Source organism: Ruegeria sp. YKSF070 (assembly GCF_059612725.1).
Genome location: NZ_JBXWRD010000054.1, coordinates 1 through 18,661, shown reverse-complemented (window position 1 = coordinate 18,661; position 18,661 = coordinate 1). Strand labels below are relative to the sequence as shown.

The 18,661-nt window shown below is 63.2% G+C and carries 21 protein-coding genes; 12 read left to right on the top strand and 9 right to left on the bottom strand.

The genetic code is table 11. The features are described 5' to 3' along the window. Positions 1–52 precede the first annotated feature (52 nt). From AC2FL1_RS19890 to AC2FL1_RS19870, 5 genes are all read left to right on the top strand, one after another. Positions 53–1,267 carry an ABC transporter substrate-binding protein gene (locus AC2FL1_RS19890; protein ID WP_496878072.1) on the top strand — a complete coding sequence of 405 codons (1,215 nt, stop codon included), beginning with the start codon at positions 53–55 and terminating at the stop codon, positions 1,265–1,267. A gap of 66 nt (positions 1,268–1,333) precedes the next feature. Further along, complete coding sequence (locus AC2FL1_RS19885) at positions 1,334–3,178, top strand: ABC transporter permease (protein WP_496878071.1); 1,845 nt, start codon at positions 1,334–1,336, stop codon at positions 3,176–3,178. Further along, positions 3,175–3,948: an ABC transporter ATP-binding protein gene (locus AC2FL1_RS19880; RefSeq protein WP_496878070.1), complete on the top strand. Its 774-nt coding sequence runs from the start codon at positions 3,175–3,177 to the stop codon at positions 3,946–3,948. The genes AC2FL1_RS19885 and AC2FL1_RS19880 overlap by 4 nt, the downstream gene beginning before the upstream one ends. Continuing rightward, complete coding sequence (locus AC2FL1_RS19875; protein ID WP_496878069.1) at positions 3,941–4,642, top strand: ABC transporter ATP-binding protein; 702 nt, start codon at positions 3,941–3,943, stop codon at positions 4,640–4,642. Before AC2FL1_RS19880 ends, AC2FL1_RS19875 begins: the two co-directional genes overlap by 8 nt. Positions 4,643–4,704: 62 nt before the next feature. Next, a complete protein-coding gene (locus AC2FL1_RS19870) occupies positions 4,705–5,142 on the top strand; it encodes a MarR family winged helix-turn-helix transcriptional regulator (protein WP_496878068.1) in 438 nt (145 codons plus the stop codon). On the opposite strand, the gene AC2FL1_RS19865 is transcribed toward AC2FL1_RS19870, so the two are convergent. From AC2FL1_RS19865 to ychF, 3 genes are all read right to left on the bottom strand, one after another. Then, on the bottom strand, positions 5,137–6,249 hold the full coding sequence (locus tag AC2FL1_RS19865) for a CaiB/BaiF CoA transferase family protein (protein WP_496878067.1): 1,113 nt from the start codon (positions 6,247–6,249) through the stop codon (positions 5,137–5,139). The genes AC2FL1_RS19870 and AC2FL1_RS19865 overlap by 6 nt on opposite strands. Before the next feature lie 44 nt (positions 6,250–6,293). Next, positions 6,294–7,460 carry an amidohydrolase family protein gene (locus AC2FL1_RS19860; RefSeq protein WP_496878066.1) on the bottom strand — a complete coding sequence of 389 codons (1,167 nt, stop codon included), beginning with the start codon at positions 7,458–7,460 and terminating at the stop codon, positions 6,294–6,296. 84 nt (positions 7,461–7,544) lie between these two features. Beyond that, positions 7,545–8,642 carry a redox-regulated ATPase YchF gene (ychF, locus tag AC2FL1_RS19855; protein ID WP_496878065.1) on the bottom strand — a complete coding sequence of 366 codons (1,098 nt, stop codon included), beginning with the start codon at positions 8,640–8,642 and terminating at the stop codon, positions 7,545–7,547. A 183-nt stretch (positions 8,643–8,825) separates the two neighbouring features. Between ychF and AC2FL1_RS19850 the strand changes: the two genes are divergently transcribed. Together AC2FL1_RS19850 and trpA are read left to right on the top strand one after the other, a co-directional pair. Further along, entirely contained in the window at positions 8,826–9,314 is a 489-nt protein-coding gene (locus AC2FL1_RS19850) for an acyloxyacyl hydrolase (RefSeq protein ID WP_234140028.1), read from the top strand. 78 nt (positions 9,315–9,392) lie between these two features. Further along, entirely contained in the window at positions 9,393–10,184 is a 792-nt protein-coding gene (gene trpA / locus AC2FL1_RS19845) for a tryptophan synthase subunit alpha (protein WP_234140029.1), read from the top strand. A gap of 3 nt (positions 10,185–10,187) precedes the next feature. Here the strand turns inward: trpA and AC2FL1_RS19840 are convergent, their stop codons facing one another. Continuing rightward, positions 10,188–10,631 (bottom strand): MaoC family dehydratase, encoded by a 444-nt coding sequence (locus AC2FL1_RS19840; RefSeq protein WP_234140030.1) that lies wholly within the window; start codon positions 10,629–10,631, stop codon positions 10,188–10,190. Between the two features lie 108 nt (positions 10,632–10,739). Here AC2FL1_RS19840 and AC2FL1_RS19835 point away from each other — a divergent pair, with 108 nt between their 5' ends. The 5 genes from AC2FL1_RS19835 (at position 10,740) to AC2FL1_RS19815 (ending at position 15,124) form a co-directional block, all read left to right on the top strand. Further along, a complete protein-coding gene (locus AC2FL1_RS19835; RefSeq protein WP_496878064.1) occupies positions 10,740–11,903 on the top strand; it encodes an alpha-hydroxy acid oxidase in 1,164 nt (387 codons plus the stop codon). A 124-nt stretch (positions 11,904–12,027) separates the two neighbouring features. Next, entirely contained in the window at positions 12,028–12,657 is a 630-nt protein-coding gene (locus AC2FL1_RS19830) for a 50S ribosomal protein L25/general stress protein Ctc (protein ID WP_496829044.1), read from the top strand. A 142-nt stretch (positions 12,658–12,799) separates the two neighbouring features. After that, entirely contained in the window at positions 12,800–13,495 is a 696-nt protein-coding gene (gene pth, locus AC2FL1_RS19825) for an aminoacyl-tRNA hydrolase (protein ID WP_496878063.1), read from the top strand. A 78-nt stretch (positions 13,496–13,573) separates the two neighbouring features. Beyond that, complete coding sequence (locus AC2FL1_RS19820; protein ID WP_496878062.1) at positions 13,574–14,737, top strand: serine hydrolase domain-containing protein; 1,164 nt, start codon at positions 13,574–13,576, stop codon at positions 14,735–14,737. A 9-nt stretch (positions 14,738–14,746) separates the two neighbouring features. Continuing rightward, positions 14,747–15,124: a DUF2237 family protein gene (locus AC2FL1_RS19815; protein ID WP_496878061.1), complete on the top strand. Its 378-nt coding sequence runs from the start codon at positions 14,747–14,749 to the stop codon at positions 15,122–15,124. Here AC2FL1_RS19815 and AC2FL1_RS19810 read toward each other — a convergent pair. The 5 genes from AC2FL1_RS19810 to AC2FL1_RS19790 all read right to left on the bottom strand — a co-directional run. After that, positions 15,103–15,567 (bottom strand): helix-turn-helix transcriptional regulator, encoded by a 465-nt coding sequence (locus tag AC2FL1_RS19810; protein ID WP_496878060.1) that lies wholly within the window; start codon positions 15,565–15,567, stop codon positions 15,103–15,105. The two genes, AC2FL1_RS19815 and AC2FL1_RS19810, sit on opposite strands and share 22 nt — an antisense overlap. Before the next feature lie 99 nt (positions 15,568–15,666). Continuing rightward, positions 15,667–16,137, bottom strand: a complete 471-nt coding sequence (locus tag AC2FL1_RS19805; RefSeq protein WP_496878059.1) for a hypothetical protein — start codon at positions 16,135–16,137, stop codon at positions 15,667–15,669. Positions 16,138–16,229: 92 nt separating this feature from the next. Then, the gene (locus AC2FL1_RS19800; RefSeq protein WP_496878058.1) at positions 16,230–16,691 is read right to left on the bottom strand and encodes a hypothetical protein; all 462 of its coding nucleotides are present in this window, start codon (positions 16,689–16,691) and stop codon (positions 16,230–16,232) included. Between the two features lie 288 nt (positions 16,692–16,979). Continuing rightward, complete coding sequence (trpB, locus tag AC2FL1_RS19795) at positions 16,980–18,230, bottom strand: tryptophan synthase subunit beta (RefSeq protein WP_234143089.1); 1,251 nt, start codon at positions 18,228–18,230, stop codon at positions 16,980–16,982. A gap of 105 nt (positions 18,231–18,335) precedes the next feature. After that, positions 18,336–18,661, bottom strand: a 326-nt coding sequence (locus AC2FL1_RS19790) for a hypothetical protein (protein WP_496878057.1), incomplete at its 5' end; no start/stop codon positions are given.

Sequence of the window (18,661 nt, the reverse complement as noted above, 5' to 3'; positions counted from 1 at the left end):
GCCGGGGCAACCGGCCCGTTTGAGACCAACAGATCAACCGGAGGGAAATGACATGACACTGATCAGACGTACCGTTCTGGGCGCTCTGGCCGCATTGCCGCTGGCGGCAATGACGCCACAGATCGCCCGCGCGGCCGATACCATCGTGCTGGGAGAGGTGAACAGCTATACCCGCCTGCCCGCCTTTACCGAGCCCTACAAGAAGGGCTGGGAGCTGGCCGTTGAGCAGATCAACGCCGCCGGCGGCGTGCTGGGCAAGGACCTTGTCGTGGTCAGCCGCGACGACACTGGCGACCCGGCCACCGCCATCCGTATCGCCGAGGAATTGATCGCCAAGGAAGGCGCGGTGATGATCTTTGGCACCTTCCTGTCCAATATCGGGCTGGCGGTCGCGGATTTCGCCAACCAGAAACAGGTGTTCTTTCTGGCCTCGGAACCGCTCTCCGATGCGCTGGTCTGGTCCAAGGGCAACAAATACACCTATCGCCTGCGTCCCTCGACCCATATGCAGGCCGCGATGCTGGCCGAACAGGCGGCCAAGCTGGATGCGGTGAAATGGGCCACCGTGGCGCCCAACTATGCCTATGGTCAGGACGCGGTCGCGGCCTTCAAGGCGGAACTGACGCGCCTGCGCCCCGACGTGCAGTTTGTCGAGGAGCAGTGGCCGCCGGTTTTCAAGATCGACGCCGGCCCCACCGTGCGCGCGCTTGAGGCATCGAAGCCCGACGCGATCTATAACGTCACCTTTGGCGGCGATCTGGCCAAGTTCGTGCGTGAAGGCTCGCTGCGCTACCTGTTCGACGACCGACCCGTGGTGTCGCTGCTGACCGGTGAACCGGAGTATCTGGAGCCGCTTCAGGGCGAGACGCCGAATGGCTGGATCGTGACCGGCTATCCCTCGACCGACATCGACACGCCCGAGCACAAGGCCTTTGCCGAGGCCTATATGGCCAAGTTCGGCGAGGCGCCCAAGACCGGCTCGATCGTGGGTTATAACTCGGTTCTGTCGATTGCCGCCGCGATCACCAAGGCAGGCTCGACCGAGACCGACGCTATGCTGGCCGCCATGGAAGGTCTGGAAGTGAGCAGCAGCCCGACCGGCCCGTTCATGTTCCGCGCCGCCGACCACCAGTCGACCATGGGCGCCTATGTGGGCAAGACCGCGTTGGTCGATGGCCAGCCCAAGATGGTGGACTGGACCTATGCCGATGGCGCGGCCTATCTGCCGTCGGAGGAAGAGGCCGCCAAGCTGCGCCCGGCGGAGTAACGCCCTGAAACCCGAGGGGCCGCGCGCCCCTCGGGACCCTGACCTGACCAGAGGAAGACCGGCCTGATGGGCTTTTATCTCGCACAATTGCTGACGGGACTGGCGAACGCGTCCTCGCTGTTCCTGATCGCGTCGGGCCTGTCGATCATCTTCGGCGTGACCCGGATCGTGAACTTCGCCCATGGCTCGTTCTACATGCTGGGGGCCTATCTGGCCTATACGCTGGTGACCACGTTACAGGGCGGCATACCGGGTTACTGGTTCAGCGTGCTGGCGGCAGCGGTGCTGGTGGGCGGCATCGGGCTGGTGGTGGAACTGACCATCCTGCGCCGCATCTACCGGGCGCCGGAACTGTTCCAGCTGGTCGCCACATTTGGTGTGGTTTTGATCGTGCAGGACCTGACGCTGGCGATCTGGGGGGCCGAGGACCTGTTGGGGCCACGCGCGCCCGGTCTGGACCGTGCCGTGCGCCTGATGGGCGAACCGATCCCCGAATACGATCTGGCGCTGATCGCCATCGGCCCCGCCGTGCTCGCCGCGATCTGGCTGGTGTTCCATCGCACCCGCTGGGGCGTGCTGGTGCGCGCGGCAACCCAAGACCGCGAGATGGTGGGCGCCCTCGGCGTCAATCAGGCCTGGCTGTTCTCGGCGGCCTTCGTGCTGGGCTCGGCCCTGGCCGGGCTGGGTGGCGCATTGCAAATCCCGCGCGAGGCGGTGTCGCTGCAAATGGATCTGTCGATCATCGGCGAGGCCTTTGTGGTGGTCGTGATCGGCGGCATGGGCAGCGTCACGGGGGCCTTTGTTGCCGCCGTGCTGATCTCGGTCCTCAATGCATTCGCCATCCTGATCTTTCCGCAGATTTCCATCGTGCTGCCCTTCGTCGTGATGGCAGCGGTGCTGATCGTACGGCCCTATGGGCTGTTCGGCCGCCCCGGCAGCGAGCATGGCGGCGCGGAAGAGCCGGAACAGCCGCTGCGCCTCTTGGACCAGAGATCGACCATGGTGCTGCTGGCGCTGGTGGCAATGCTCGCCTTCAGCCCAGCGGTGGTGTCCGATTTCACCACGATCCTGCTGGTCGATGTGATGGTGGCAACGCTCTTTGCGGTGTCGCTGCATTTCATGATGGGCGTGGGCGGCATGGTCAGTTTCGGGCATGCGGCCTATTTCGGGGTCGGAGCATATGCTGCCGCGATGGCGGTCAAGATGCTGGGCTGGGGCATGTTGCCCGCCATGGCGCTGGGGCCGGTGGCGGCGGCACTGGCGGCGCTCTTCTTTGGCTGGTTCTGCGTGCGCCTGTCGGGCGTCTATCTGGCCATGCTGACCATGGCGGCGGCACAGATCCTGTGGGGCGTCACCTTTCAGTGGCAGGATTTCACCGGCGGCGATGACGGTATTCTGGGCGTCTGGCCCGCCGAATGGGCGAAATCCGACCAGGTCTATTTCTACCTGGCTCTGGTCCTCTGCCTGGGTGGAATCTGGCTGCTGAGACGGGTGGCGCATTCGCCCTTTGGCTATACCCTGCGCGGGGTGCGCGACAGCCGCATCCGGGCCGAGGCGATCGGCATCGACACAAGGTTCCATCAATGGATGGGCTTTACGCTGGCCGGAACGCTGGCGGGGCTGGCGGGCGTCGTGTTCGTGTTTTCCAAGGGCTCTGTCTTTCCCGACGCGCTCAGCATCGGGCACAGTATCGACGGGCTGATCATGGTGCTGTTGGGCGGCATTCATGCGCTGGCGGGACCCGTCTATGGCGCCATGGCGATGGTGTTGATCGAGGATTGGGTCAGCCGGCTCGACTATTGGCGCTTCATCTTTGGCGGCATCATCCTGACGGTGGTCCTGCTGGCGCCTGACGGGATCGCGGGCGGGGTCCGGCGGCTGATCCAGCTGGTGCGGAGGGATGCGGCATGACCCCGGTTCTTGAGGTACGCGGCCTTTCCAAGGCCTTTGGCGGGGTACAGGCGGTCGACAATGTCAGCTTTGAGTTGAGACAGGGTGAGTTCCTTGCCCTGATCGGCCCCAATGGTGCGGGCAAGACCACCTGTTTCAACATGCTCAACGGCTATCTGCCGCCCAGCGCGGGTTCGGTCAAACTGAACGGGCGCGAGCTGATCGGCACGCCGCCGCGCCGGATCTGGCGCTTGGGGGTCGGACGCACCTTTCAGATTACCGCGACCTTCCTGTCGATGACGGTGCGGGAGAATGTGCAGATGGCGCTGATCTCGCATCACCGCCGGGTCTATGACCTGTTTTCGCGGGCGACCCGGCTGTTTCTGGACGAGGCGATGGGGCTGCTCGATCTGGTGTCGATGCGCGAACAAGCGGACCGGCCCTGCTCGGAACTGGCCTATGGCGACCTGAAGCGGCTGGAACTGGCGATCGCGCTGGCGCATGAGCCGGCGCTCTTGCTGATGGACGAACCCACTGCAGGCATGGCCCCGTCAGAACGCGTGGCGCTGATGGCGCTGACGGCGGATATCGTGGCGCGCGGGCATGTCTCGGTCGTGTTCACCGAACATGACATGGACGTGGTCTTTGCCCATGCCCACCGCATTCTGGTGCTCAATCGCGGCCGGTTGATCGCCGAAGGCACAGGGGCCGAGATCCGCGCCAACCCGCTGGTGCAAGAGGTCTATCTGGGCGGTGGCCGCCTTTTCGAGAAGGAGCGCGGCAATGCTTGAGATCGACAGCCTCACCGCCCGCTATGGGCGCGCGCAAATCCTGAACGGCGTATCGCTGACACTGGGCCGTAACGAGGTGGTGGCGCTGTTGGGCCGCAACGGTGCGGGCAAATCCACCACCATGAAATCGGTGATGGGGCTGGTGCGTCAGACCGGCGGCGGCATCCGCCTCGACGGCGCGAACATCTTGGGCCGGGCGTCGCATCTGATCTGCCGCGCCGGGATCGGCTATGTCCCCGAAGACCGGCGCATCTTTGGCGAGTTGACGGTCGAGGAAAACCTCGAAGTGGGCCGCCGCCCGACCCGCGAGGGCGCACCGCACTGGTCAACCGACCATCTGTTCCAGCTCTTTCCCAACCTGGCCGAGCGTCGCCAGAACCTGGGCAAGCAGCTGTCGGGGGGCGAGCAGCAGATGCTGAGCATCGCCCGCACCCTGATGGGCAACCCGTCACTGGTGCTGCTGGACGAACCCAGCGAAGGCATCGCCCCGCTTATCGTCGAGCAGATGGCCAATGTCATCTCGGAACTCAAACGCGAGGGGCTGTCGGTGCTGCTGTCCGAACAAAACCTGCATTTCGCGCGCGAGGTGTCCGACCGGGCCTATATCATCGAAAAGGGCACGATGCGCTACGAGGGGGATTTTGCCGATCTCGACGCCCGCCCCGAGGTCTCGGCACAGTATCTGGCGGTCTGACGGTTGTGACCTGCCTGCCCTTGCGGTAAGGCGGGTCATTGCAAATTCCGGTGCACAGGGTGATGGACGACACGGCGCAACACAGGGCAGAGCCCTATCGGCTGGACGATCAAGTGGGCTATCTGCTGCGGCTGGCCAGCCAGCGCCATGCCGCGATCTTTCAGTCGCAGACCATCGAGGGGCTGACCGCGACCCAGTTCGCCGCGCTGGTGCGGCTGTCCGAACATGGCAAGTGCTCGCAAAACCAGCTGGGCCGTCTGGCCGCGATGGATGTGGCCACGATCAAGGGCGTGGTCGACCGGCTGCGGCAAAAGGGGTTGATGCTTGCCGAACCCGATCCGGGCGACAAGCGGCGGATGCTGATTTCGCTCTCGCCGCAGGGCGCGGCGCTGGTGGCCCGGATGAAGGACGCGGGCGCGCGTATCACCGCCGACACGCTCGCCCCGCTATCCCCCGCCGAACAGCGCAGCTTTCTCAAACTGCTGGCCAAGCTGTCATGATCTGACCGGCCTTTTCGGCGAGGCCTTGTCCAGCACCATTTCGGAACGCGAAAACCGGATCGGCGTGCGCAGGCCGGGCACGCCCTCGGGGTCGATCCGCATGGCGCGATGGGCGATCTGCGGGTCGGCCAGCGCCTCGGCCACCGAATTGATCGGCCCGCCCGGCACACCGCCCTGTTCCAGCGCCGCAAGCAGGTCGGCCTTGGTCCATTTCAGGCAGGCCGCCGTCAACAGCTCGGTCATCTCGGCCCGGTGCGCCACCCGGTCGGGATTGGTGGCAAAGCGTGGGTCATTGATCAGCTCGGCCACCCCAAGGATGGTGCAGAGCGTGCCATATTGCCGGTCATTGCCGCAGGCGATGATGATATGGCCATCGGCCACCGGAAACACCTGATAGGGCACGATATTGGGATGCGCATTGCCCAGCCGCGTCGGGCATTGCCCCGAGGCGAGGAAATTCATCGCCTGATTGGCCAGCACCCCGGTCATGCAGTCGAGCAGGCTGAGATCCACATGCTGACCCATCCCGGACCGTTCACGTTCCGCCAATGCCGCCTGAATGCCGATGACGCCGTAAAGCCCGGTAAAGATATCGGCAAAGGCCACGCCGATCTTTTGCGGCTCGCCCGCCGGATCGCCGGTCAGGTCCATGATGCCGCTCATCCCCTGGATCAGGAAGTCATAGCCCGCCCGATGAGCATAGGGGCCGTCCTGTCCAAACCCGGTGACCGAGCAATAGACCAGGCGCGGATTGACCTCTTTGACGCTGTCATAGTCGAGGCCGAATTTCTTCAGCCCGCCGACCTTGAAATTCTCGATCAGCACATCCGCCTCGCGGATCAGGTCCAGCAGCCTGGCGCGATCTCCCGCATCCCCGAAATCCAGCGCGATCGAGGTCTTGCCCCGGTTGGCACCATGGAAATAGGCGGCCGAGCGGTCGCCCTCGCGCTCGATGAATGGGGGGCCCCATTTGCGGGTGTCGTCGCCCTCGGGGCTTTCGACCTTGAGCACCTCGGCGCCCAGATCGGCCAGGGTCTGGCCGATCCATGGCCCCGCCAGAATACGGGCCAGTTCGACCACTTTCAGCCCATGCAACGGTGCGCTCATCTGCCTGCCCTTTCCCTGCCGGTGACGTCAGGGCAGGTTCTGCCCTAGCTGACGATCCGGGGCAAGCGGGTTGCGGGTGGGGTGTTGCGGCTGCGCTCGCTGCGCACCACCCCGTCGATCACGGTCATGCCGACACCGGGAAGGTTGCCCAGCTGCACCGATTCCAGAATGGTCTTGCCCGGCGCGTGCTGAGCCTGGTCCATCAGCACAAAGTCGGCGGCATAGCCACGCTCCAACAAGCCGGTATCCAGCTCGCGCTGGCGGGCGGTGTTGCCATTGGCAAAGCAAAAGGCGATCTCGGCCGGGACATTGCCCAGCGCCGACAGCATCGCCACCATGCGCAGGATGCCCAGCGGCTGCACGCCCGAACCCGCCGGCCCATCGGTGCCCAGAATGATCCGGTCCATCTGCTTCAACTCGCGCGCGGTGTTCAGCGTCAAGAGCGCCGCGCGTTCGTTGCCGTTATGCACGATTTCAAGTCCGGCAGTGCAGTTTTCGCACAGGCACATGATCTGATCGTCGGGCAGCGCCGAATGGCCGCCGTTGATATGGCCGATCACATCCGTCCCGGTCTCCAGCACCATGTCGGCGTCAATCAGGCCCGAACCGGGGATCGAGGGGCCGCCGGTATGGATGGTGGACTGGATGCCGTATTTGCGCGCCCAGTCGACCATCTGGCGGGCGGTCTTGCCGTCCTTGACGGTGCCCAGACCGACCTCGCCCAGCAGCTTGACCCCGGCATCGGCCAGTTCCTTGAAATCCTGCTCGACCATGCCGTGTTCGATCACTGGGGCACCGGCCATCACCTTGACACCCGAGGGGCGGAAATTCTCGTACCAGCGCTGCGCCGCAATCGCCATTGCCTTGAGGCCGACGATATCCTTGGGGCGGCCCGGCATATGCACCTCGCCCGCCGAGATCAGCGTGGTCACGCCACCATGCAACGTGCTGTCGATCCAGTGCAGCTGTTGCTGGCGCGGAGTATAGTCCCCCACCACCGGATGCACGTGGCTATCGATCAGGCCCGGTGCCAGCGTCACTCCATTCGCGTCGATCAGCGTGTCGGCGCCCTCGGTGTCCAGATCACCCTCGTATCCCCAATCCGAGATCCGCCCGTCGATGGCAATGACGCAATCGCCGTCATAGATCGGCTCTTCCATCTTGCCCGACAGCAAAAGGCCGATATTGGTGATGACAAGCTTGCCCGACATGGCACCCTCCGCGAAACGAGAAACTCGTTAGCACGCTAACATAGGCGGGGATTCGGTCAAGCGCCGGCTGCCCGGCCCATCGGGTCAGGTGTTGAAGAGGAAGTGCAGCACGTCGCCGTCCTTGACGACATAGCTCTTGCCCTCGGCCCGCATCTTGCCCGCTTCCTTGGCGCCCTGCTCGCCGTTGCAGGCGATATAGTCGTCATAGGCGATGGTTTCGGCGCGGATGAAGCCCTTTTCGAAATCGCCATGGATCACGCCCGCCGCCTGCGGCGCAGCAGTGCCCTGACGGATGGTCCAGGCGCGTGCCTCTTTCGGGCCGACGGTGAAATAGGTTTCCAGATGCAACAGCGCATAGCCCGCCTTGATCAGACGGTCGAGCCCGGCCTCCTCCAGCCCCATCTCTTCGAGGAACATGGCGGCTTCGTCATCTTCAAGCTGGCTGATCTCTTCCTCGATCTGGGCCGAGATGATCACGTGGCTGTTGCCCTGCGCGGCGGCCATTTCTGCGACGCGGGCGGAATGGGCATTGCCCTCGGCAGCCTCTGCCTCGCCGACGTTGCAGACATAAAGCACCGGCTTGGTGGTCAACAGTTGCAGCATCTTCCACGCCTTGGCGTCCTCGTCACTGACCTCGACCACGCGGGCGGGCTTGCCGTCTTCCAGCGCGGCCTGCGCTGCGGCCAGCAGACGATCTTGCTGTTGCGCTTCCTTGTCATTGCCCTTGAGCTTGCGCACAAGGTTAGTGCGGCGTTTCTCGATGCTTTCCAGATCGGCGAGCATCAGTTCGGTCTCGATGGTCTCGGCATCGGCCACCGGGTCGACGCGGCCCTCGACATGGGTCACGTCGCCATCCTCGAAACAGCGCAGCACATGGGCGATAGCGTCGACCTCTCGGATATTGGCCAGGAACTGGTTGCCTAGCCCCTCACCCTTGGAGGCGCCCTTCACCAGCCCGGCGATATCGACAAAGGTCATGCGGGTCGGGATGATCTGTTTCGACTTGGCAATCGCGGCCAGCTTGTCCAGCCGGGCATCGGGCACGCCCACCTCGCCCACATTGGGCTCGATGGTGCAGAAAGGGAAATTCGCCGCCTGCGCCGCCGCGGTGCGGGTCAATGCGTTGAACAGGGTCGACTTGCCCACGTTCGGCAGACCCACGATACCCATTTTGAAACCCATGACCGTCTCCTGATGCCATCTGACGGGGCCTTCTAGGCGGGTCGGCGCAAATGCGCAAGCCGCGCGCGCATCGGCATGTTTCATCCCTTCACGACTGCGCAAGCCTCGCGTGAGGCGACTTGATGGGTTACCGATCGGTACACATTTCTCCTGCCGAACACCGTCACAAGAAATGGCAGCGATATGAAACAGTTCCTTCTCTCCGCGATCCTGGCCTTTGGGCTTGCCGGCACAACGCAGGCGCAATCCCTTATCCTCGGAGCGGGATACGCAGATTTCCAGCACGAGCAGTCTCAAGATCAGGGGGTTCTGTCACTGGAATACCAGCACACGCCGTTCTGGGAGCGGGGTCGCCTCAGCGCCCGGTTGGCTGCGGCGGCGACGCTGCATGCCAATGGCGATTTCCACCTGGGCGCGGGCGTTGCCGGAGAATATGCCCTGGACAGGAATTGGTTCATCGAGGCCAGCGTGCTGCCCGGCGTCTATTTCGAGGGTGAGGACAGCAACACGCTGGGCAGCCGGTTCGAAGTGCGCAGCCTGTTTGGCGTCGGTTACCGCTTTGACAATGGCGATGCGCTGTCGCTGGCGATCACGCATAAATCGAATGCCTCGATTTCCGAGTTCAACCCGGGCGTCAACTCGGTTCTGCTGCGGTTCCACCGCTCTTTCTGAGCTGCGCGTCGGGTGTGGGATTGATTTTCGGCACGGTTTTCTGCACATCAGGCCGATAGCAGAACGCAAGGACGCCCGATGACCCGTATCGACGCCAAATTCGCCGAGTTGAAAGCCCAAGGCAAAAAGGCCTTTGTCTCTTATGTGATGGCGGGGGATCCGGATTTCGACACCTCGCTGGAACTGGTCAAGGGCCTGCCCGGCGCTGGGGTGGATGTTATCGAACTGGGTCTTCCCTTTACCGACCCCATGGCGGACGGTCCCACGATCCAGCTGGCTGGTCAGCGTGCGCTTGATGGCGGCATGACGCTTCAGCGGACACTGGATCTGGCGACCGAGTTCCGCAAGACCGACAACAGCACGCCCATCGTCCTGATGGGCTATTACAACCCGATCTACAATCGCGGCGTCGACCGGTTTCTGGCCGATGCCAAGGCCGCCGGTATCGACGGGCTGATCGTGGTCGACCTGCCGCCCGAGGAAGACGCCGAATTGTGCCTGCCCGCACAAGCGGCCGGTTTGAACTTCATCCGACTCGCCACGCCGACGACCGATGACAAGCGTCTGCCGCGCGTGCTGCAAAACACGTCGGGCTTTGTCTATTACGTCTCGATCACCGGGATCACCGGCGCGGCCGAGGCGCAGGCGACGGATGTCGGCCCGGAAGTGGCGCGGATCAAGGCGGCAACCGACCTGCCGATTATCGTGGGCTTCGGGATCAACACGCCCGAGAAATCGCGCGCCATCGCCAGCGTCGCCGATGGCGCCGTTGTGGGTTCGGCCATCGTGAGCCAGATCGGCGCGGGCAAACCGGTGGCCGAGGTTCTGGCCTTTGTCAAATCGCTTGCGGACGGCGCGCACAGCGCCTGAGCGTCAGGGCCGGCGCCGCAGGATGTTGATGCCTGAATATTCGGCAACCTTTTGGCCGTCCTGATTGTAGATCTCGCTCAGCACCGTGATCCGGCCACGGTCGGGTCGCGAACGCGACGCGGTACTCTCGGTGACCGTTGCCACCACCCGCAGCAAGTCGCCGGGGCGCACGGGCACCATCCACTTTACATCGGTCATACCTGGAGACCCCATCGAGGCCTCGGCCCAGAGGCCCGATGCATACCAACGCTCGAACGCGGTGACGAGCGTGTGCCAGCCGCTGGCGATGATCCCCCCGAACGGGCCGTCCTTTGCCGCCTCGGGGTCGATGTGGAACGGTTGCGGGTCCCATTTGCGCGCGAAATCCATGATCTCGTCACCCGTCATTTCCCACGGGTCGGACTCGTAGCGGAACCCGACCGGAAAATCCTCCCAGTATTTCGTCATGCCCTCTGCCCTTGCTAAAGCGCCCGGTGCACAGTGTCGCGGCCAGACCGAGTTGCCAAGCGGCAAAAATATTGGTAAACAAATTTAACCAATTTTGAGGGACAGGATATGGCCGTCATCACCAATATCGAAGATCTCAAGCGGATCTATGAACGCCGCGTGCCGCGCATGTTCTACGATTATGCCGAAAGCGGCAGCTGGACAGAACAGACCTTTCGCGAGAACAGCTCGGATTTCGACCTGATCCGCTTGCGCCAGCGGGTTGCCGTCGACATGTCCGGCCGTTCGACCGCCAGCCAGATGGTCGGGCAGGACGTAGCGATGCCGGTGGCGCTGGCACCCGTGGGGCTGACCGGCATGCAGAACGCCGATGGCGAGATCAAGGCCGCCCGCGCCGCCAACGAATTCGGCGTGCCCTTTACGCTGTCGACGATGTCGATCAACTCGATCGAGGAGGTGGCCGAGGCCACGGGCCGCCCCTTCTGGTTCCAGCTCTACACCATGCGCGACACCGACTATACCAGCCGCCTGATCCAGCGGGCCAAGGCCGCCAAGTGTTCGGCGCTGGTGATCACGCTCGACCTGCAAATCCTGGGTCAGCGCCACAAGGATCTGAAGAACGGGTTGTCCGCCCCGCCGAAACTGACCCCCAGAACCATCGCCAACCTGATGACCAAATGGGCCTGGGGGATCGAGATGCTGGGCGCCAAGCGGCGCAATTTCGGCAATATCGTGGGCCATGTTCAAGGCGTATCGGATAACGCCAATCTGGGCGCCTGGACCGCCGAGCAGTTCGACCCCACGCTCGATTGGGGCAAGGTCGCCAAACTGATGGAGCAATGGGACGGCAAGGTGATCCTGAAGGGTATCCTGGATGCCGAAGATGCGAAAATGGCCGCCAAACTGGGCGCCGATGCCATCGTGGTCTCGAACCACGGTGGCCGCCAACTCGATGGCGCGCTCAGCTCAATCCGCGTTCTGCCCGAAATCATCGATGCGGTGGGCGGCGATATCGAGGTGCATCTGGACAGCGGTATCCGTTCGGGTCAGGACGTGCTCAAGGCGCTGGCGCTGGGGGCCAAGGGCACCATGATCGGGCGCGCCTTTGTCTATGGTCTGGGTGCCATGGGGCAAGCTGGGGTGACCAAGGCACTCGAAGTGATCCACCGCGAGCTTGACGTCACTATGGCGCTGTGCGGCGAGAAGAATGTCGCCGATCTGGGCCGCCACAACCTGCTTGTGCCCGAGGATTTCGGCGGCCGCTGGGCCTGAACCGGCAAACGGGGCAAAAACGGGCGAATCCCCCTTTCCTTTGACCCCGATCCACTGTAAGAGCGCGGCTTCACGCGGGGCTACAGCCTTGGAGGAACCCCGCCCTAACCTTGGAGATATTAGCATGGCTGGAGAGATTCCTGATCTCGTAGCTCTGGAACGGACGGGGACAGGCAAGGGCGCCGCTCGTCAGGCACGTCGCGACGGCATGGTTCCGGGCATTGTATTTGGTGGCGACAACGACCCGCTGCCGATCCAGATCCCGTTCAACCGTCTGCTCAAGATGCTGAAGGCGGGCCGGTTCAAATCGACCCTTTTCAACCTCAAGGTCGAAGGCCACGAGGATGTCCGCGTGATCTGCCGCGACGTGCAGCGTGACGTAGTCAAGGACCTGCCGACCCACCTGGACCTGATGCGCCTGCGTCGCACCAGCCGGATCAAGCTGTTCATCCACGTGGACTTCGTGAACCATGCGGCGGCACCGGGCCTCAAGAAAGGCGGCGTGCTGACCGTGGTTCGCCCCGAAGTCGAACTGGAAGTCACCGCTGGCGACATCCCCGAAAGCATCACCGTTGATCTGTCGGGCCTGAACATCGGCGACGTTGTGACCATTTCCAGCGTCAACCTGCCCGCAGGTGCCAAGCCGACTGTCGACCGCGACTTCGTGATCGCCAACATCTCGGCCCCGTCGGGTCTGGCATCCTCGTCTGACGACGAAGAAGCCGAAGAGGTCGAAGGCGAAGCCGAAGAATAATCTTCGCGACCGTCAACCCATCAGAAGGCGGGGCCGCGTTTGGGCCCCGCCTTTTTTTGTAGTCAGGCCCAGAGGGCCGTCTGGCCTTTTGCAGCCGCAAGCGGCAAGAAGGACCGGCAACTGGCAAAGCAAGAGGCCCGACATGCGATTGTTCGTCGGACTGGGAAACCCCGGCGCGAAATACGCCCGCAACCGGCATAACATCGGCTTTATGGCGCTGGACCGGATTGCCGAGGATCACGGCTTTGGCCCGTGGCGCGCCAAGTTCCAGGGCCAGATCGCAGAGGGACGGCTGGGCAGTGAGAAGGTACTGCTGCTCAAGCCCGAGACCTTCATGAACCGCTCTGGCCAATCGGTGGGCGAGGCGATGCGGTTCTACAAGCTTGACAGCACCGATATCACCGTCCTGCATGACGAACTGGACCTTGCCCCGGGCAAGGTCAAGGTCAAGGCGGGCGGCGGACATGCGGGCCATAACGGCCTGCGCTCGATCCACGACCATATCGGCGCCGCCTATGACCGGGTACGGCTGGGCATCGGGCATCCCGGCCGCAAAGAGGCGGTCGCGGGCTATGTGTTGCACGATTTCGCCCGCGCAGACGAGGACTGGTTGGACAATGTGCTGCGTGGTGTTTCGGACGGTGCGCCGCATCTGGCCACCGGAGACGGGGCGCGGTTCATGAACGCGGTCGCCCTGCGCACCGCGCCTCCGCGCTCTTCAACCGGAACAGCCCGTCCACCATCGGCAACGCCCGAAAAGACAGCGCCAGCCCCAGACCCCGCGCCCCAGCCCGATGACCGCAGCGCCCTGCAAAAACTGGTCGACCGGTTCAAATAACCCGCTGCCGCCACGTAGCAGTTGCGCCGCGCGCGCCGCCTTGCCACCGTGAGCGGATAATCCCATCGGAGGAATGACATGCGCGTATTCGGAAAATGGCTGGGCCGGGTCCTGCTAGCCCTGATCCTGGCCGCAGGCGTCATCGGCGTCTGGAAATGGGAAGAGATCAACCGGCTGCTCGCCGTGAACTCTCTGTTCGACGCCGAAAAGATCATCTCCAACTTCTCGCATATGGATGCGGCCTTTCTGACCGCCCCGGTCGCCCGGGGCAATGGCCCCACCTCGGACCTGCCCCATGGCGCCGCCTATGAGCTGCCAACAGGTGGCACCGACTGGATCGAAGCGCGGGCGGTCACCTCTCTTCTTGTCCTCAAGGACGGCCAGATCCGGTTCGAGGAGTATTATCTCGGCACCGGACCCGACGATCGCCGCATCTCGTGGTCGGTGGCCAAGAGCTATCTCTCCGCCCTCATGGGCGCGCTGCTGGAAGAGGGCGCCATCGCCTCTATCGATGATCCGGTTGTCAAATACGCGCCCCAGCTCAAGGGCAGCGCTTATGAACCGGCCAGCATTCGCAACGTGCTGAACATGGCCAGCGGCGTCACTTTCGACGAGGACTATTTCGACAAGAATTCCGACATCAACCGCATGGGCCGGGTGGTCGCCCTGGGTGGCACACTGGACGATTTCTCGGCGAGCTTCACCGACAGTTTCGCCGCACCCGGCGAGACCTGGCAATATGTCTCGATCGACACCCATGTGATCGGCATGGTGATCCGGGGTGCGACAGGGCGCAGCGTGACCGACCTGCTGGCGGAAAAGATCATCGCGCCGCTGGGGTTGGAACGTGACGGCTACTACATCACCGATGGCGCGGGCGTGGCGTTTGTGCTGGGCGGGCTCAATTTCACCACCCGTGACTATGCCCGGTTCGGCCAGATGATCCTTCAGAATGGTAGCTATGGCGGCAAACAGGTGGTCCCGGCGGACTGGATCGCTGTTTCGACCGCCGCCAGCGCCCCGACCGCGCCGGGCAAGATCGGCTATGGCTATCAATGGTGGATCCCGGTTGGCGCCGGTCCGGGCGAATTCCTGGCGCGAGGCGTCTATGGCCAATACATCTATTTCGACCAGCCGCGCGGGGTGGTGATCGTCACCACGGGCGCCGATCGCGGTTTTCGCGGTGATGGCGTGAACGAGGCCAACATCGAAATGTTTCGCAAGATCGCGCAAAGCCTCTAGGATCGGATCATGACACCCGACCCAAGCCTCAATGTCCTGGGTGGGGCGCTGGCGCCCTGCTCGACCGATCCCGTCACCGGCTTCTTTCGCGACGGGCATTGCAACACCTGCGCGCAGGATCAGGGCAGCCACACGGTATGTGCCGTGATGACGGCCGAGTTCCTGGCCTATTCCAAATATGTGGGCAACGATCTGAGCACACCACGGCCCGAGTTCGGCTTTGCCGGGTTGAAGCCCGGCGACCGCTGGTGCCTTTGTGCGGCGCGCTTCATGCAGGCCGCCGACGAGGGGTGCGGCCCGCAGGTGCACATGGAGGCGACCCACAGGCGCGCACTGGAAGTCGTTCCGCTGGAAGTTCTGGAACGTCACGCGGTCCGGCGCGACTGATCCTTGCCCGCCTGTTCCGGCATCAGGTCACCGGTCATCAGGTCTTCGATGAAGAGGCCCAGCAATTGGGGGCGCCCAGATACGCCCGCCTTGCGATAGATCGCGTTGGTTTGCGCCTTGACCGTCCCTTCGGAGGTGTTGCGCAGCGCCGCGATTTCCTGAAGGCTGCACCCCTTGATCGCAAACAGGGCAACGTCCCGTTCGGCCGCCGTCAAACCCCATTCCTCGAACCGTTCGTCCAGCAACTCCATGAAGGCTCCGGATGCGGCACGCAGCCTGGCCTCAGCCCTGTGCGCTCGGCGCCAGGTCCGGCTCAAGGCGAGCCAACCAAGGACCCCGCCTAGCAGCAAACCGATTGCCGCGCCGATTTCCAACAGTTCCCGGGTCTGCCAACTGATCGGCGTGGTACGCAGGCCGATCACGGTCAACAAGATATCGGACACGAAGAAAACGGCGCACACCGTCTGCACAACGGCAATCGCCAACAGGATCGCAACGCCCCTCATGCGGGCGCAGACCCGGCAATACCGATCCGGAGCAGATCAATCGTCACCATCGCCACCCGAACCGCTGCCACCATCGTCGCCTCCGCCGTGGCCGCTGTTGTCGCTACCATCGTCGCCGCCGTCATCCCCATCTGATCCGCTGTCCGAACTCGAATCCTCGCCTCCTCGGCCCCGGCCCCGACCGCGCCCCCGGCCACCACCGTCGTCGGTTTCGGTCTCGGTCTCGGGCGACCGATCGAGCAAGCCGCCACCAGTGGAAACCCGGTTGCCTTGCCAATAATCCCTCAAGATCTCGCCAGTCCGAGGATTGACAATGATTTCGCGCTGTTCCCCCGGGCGTCTCGCAACGATCCGCGCACGCCCCAGCAGGGTCCGGCTTACCTCGACTGACGTATACCCCTGCGCCCTGAGCTGTCGGGTGATCGTATCCGTCGTGGTTTGAGCCCAGAGGGCGCCGCCCCAGCACATCAGTGCCAGTCCGGAAGTGATGAAGCTTCTGCGATCCATTTGCCTACCTGATCAACAAGACTCCTGCCCAGATCAGGGCAGGAGTCACGGCAGGTTTGCCGCTTCGCGGGATCAAGGCAACCCCCGGTCGTTCAATCGTCATCTCCCGGGCCATCATCGCCATGGCCGCCATGATCGTCGCCCGCATCGTGGCCGGGGCCATCATCCCCGCCGGACCCGCGACCGCCATGGTCGTCGCCCGCATCATGGTCCGCGCCGTCATCCCCGCCGCGTCCGCGACCGCCGTTGTCGTCGCCCGCATCATGGTCCGCGCCATCATCTCCGCCGCGTCCGCGACCGCCGTGATCGTCGCCCGCATCATGGTCCGCGCCATCATCTCCGCCGCGTCCGCGACCGCGGCCACGCCCGTTATCCTCGCGACCTGCAACCACGAAGCTCCCGACCTCGGTCTGCGCTACCGTATCGGAATTGCTCGCCGAATCCGGTGCACTCAGGTCGGTCTGCACCACGCTGGCCTCGGCAAACCCCACCAGCCCGCCGACAAGAATTGCTCCGGCCGCAACCGCAACCCTGGATGTCACTGTCTTTCGCATTTCATACCTCCATCGCAAATGCGCACCGTCAAAACCAAACGGCGAGTTCAAGCTTTACGACTGGTGCGATGGGGGGAATTGATCTGTGGTTTAGAAGGACGACAAGAATGTGAGCAGTGGCGAATAAACAAAGGTTTATCAGTTTTTTCAGAATGTTGCGGGCAATTCGCTCGAAAGTCACCTCATCCCGAAAAGCAGAACAGCGGCCTCGAGAGCCGCTGTCATCCACCTTTGGTTTATTCCGAATGGGTCTGAACCCTTGAACCGGAGCCACCCGGAACAAGCGACTCAGTCCTCTGCGTCACGCCCTTCGGTATCGGACATGTCAAAACCCAGGAACTTGGCCACCGTAAAGATGTCCTTGTCACCCCGGCCACACATGTTCATGCAGATGATGTGATCCTTGGGCAGGTCCGGCGCGATCTTCATCACGTGGGCCAGCGCATGGCTGGGTTCGAGCGCCGGGATGATCCCCTCGGTCGCGCAGCAAAGCTGGAACGCTTCCAGCGCCTCCTTGTCGGTGATCGAGACATATTTGGCGCGCCCGACCTCATGGAGCCAGGAATGCTCTGGCCCGATACCGGGATAATCAAGACCCGCCGAGATCGAATACCCTTCGAGGATCTGGCCGTCGTCGTCCTGAAGCAGATAGGTGCGGTTGCCATGCAGCACACCGGGGCGGCCACCGGTCAGCGAGGCGCAATGCTCCATCTTCTCGTTGACGCCCTTGCCACCGGCCTCGACCCCGATGATGTTGACGCTCTTGTCGTCGAGGAAGGGGTAGAACAGGCCCATTGCATTCGATCCACCACCGATGGCGGCGATGATGGTGTCCGGCAGACGGCCCTCTGCCTTCATCATCTGTTCCTTGGCTTCCTTGCCGATGATCGACTGGAAATCGCGCACCATCGCCGGATAGGGGTGCGGGCCAGCAACCGTGCCGATGCAGTAGAAGGTGTCGCGCACATTGGTCACCCAGTCGCGCAGCGCGTCATTCATCGCATCCTTTAGCGTACCACGGCCTGAGGTGACCGGAATAACCTCAGCCCCCAGCAAGCGCATGCGGAACACGTTGGGCGCCTGGCGGCGCACATCATGGGCGCCCATGTAGACCACGCATTTCAGGCCGAACTTGGCGCAGACCGTCGCGGTCGCAACACCATGCTGCCCAGCGCCGGTTTCGGCGATGATCCGAGTCTTGCCCATTCGGCGCGCCAGGATGATCTGGCCCAGCACATTGTTGATCTTGTGCGCACCGGTGTGGTTCAGTTCGTCCCGTTTCATATAGACCTTGGCACCGCCCAGCTCTTGGGTCAGCCGTTCGGCAAAGTAGAGCGGCGACGGGCGGCCCACATAGTTTGCCCAGAGATCGTTCATTTCCGCCCAGAAGCTCGGGTCTATCTTGGCCTTCTCATATTCCTCTTCCAACGACAGGATCAGTGGCATCAACGTCTCGCTGACAAAACGCCCCCCGAAGATTCCGAAACGGCCCTGTTCGTCAGGCCCGGACATGAAGGAATTGAAAAGGTCGTTGGCCATGGCGTGCTCCCTGATATCGCGGACCAGCACTAGCGGTACAACGCTGAAAGGTAAAGCGGTCAGACTTTCGCGAAAGTCTGAAACCAAATCCTGCTCAGGATTTGATCACAAACTTTCAGAGAAAGTTTGTGCCCGCGCCGTGATCAGGCGAACGGGTTCGGCGTTGCAGAACACGATCACCTGCCCCGCATTCTCGACAGCAGTGAAACCACGGCGTCGGATCTCCGCCAGGAACGCCTCCCGCCCCACCATCCGTTCCATATCCCGCACCTTGCGGCGCACCACACCGCCGGAACGGGCGGATTTTGCGGTAAACAAATGATCGAACCATTGCTCAGGGCTCTGGGGTGGGAGGGCGAGATTCATAACGCCATACTGCGCAAGACCTGGTAAAGAATGGGTTACTGCGCCCGAGCAGCCGCAAGAAAACC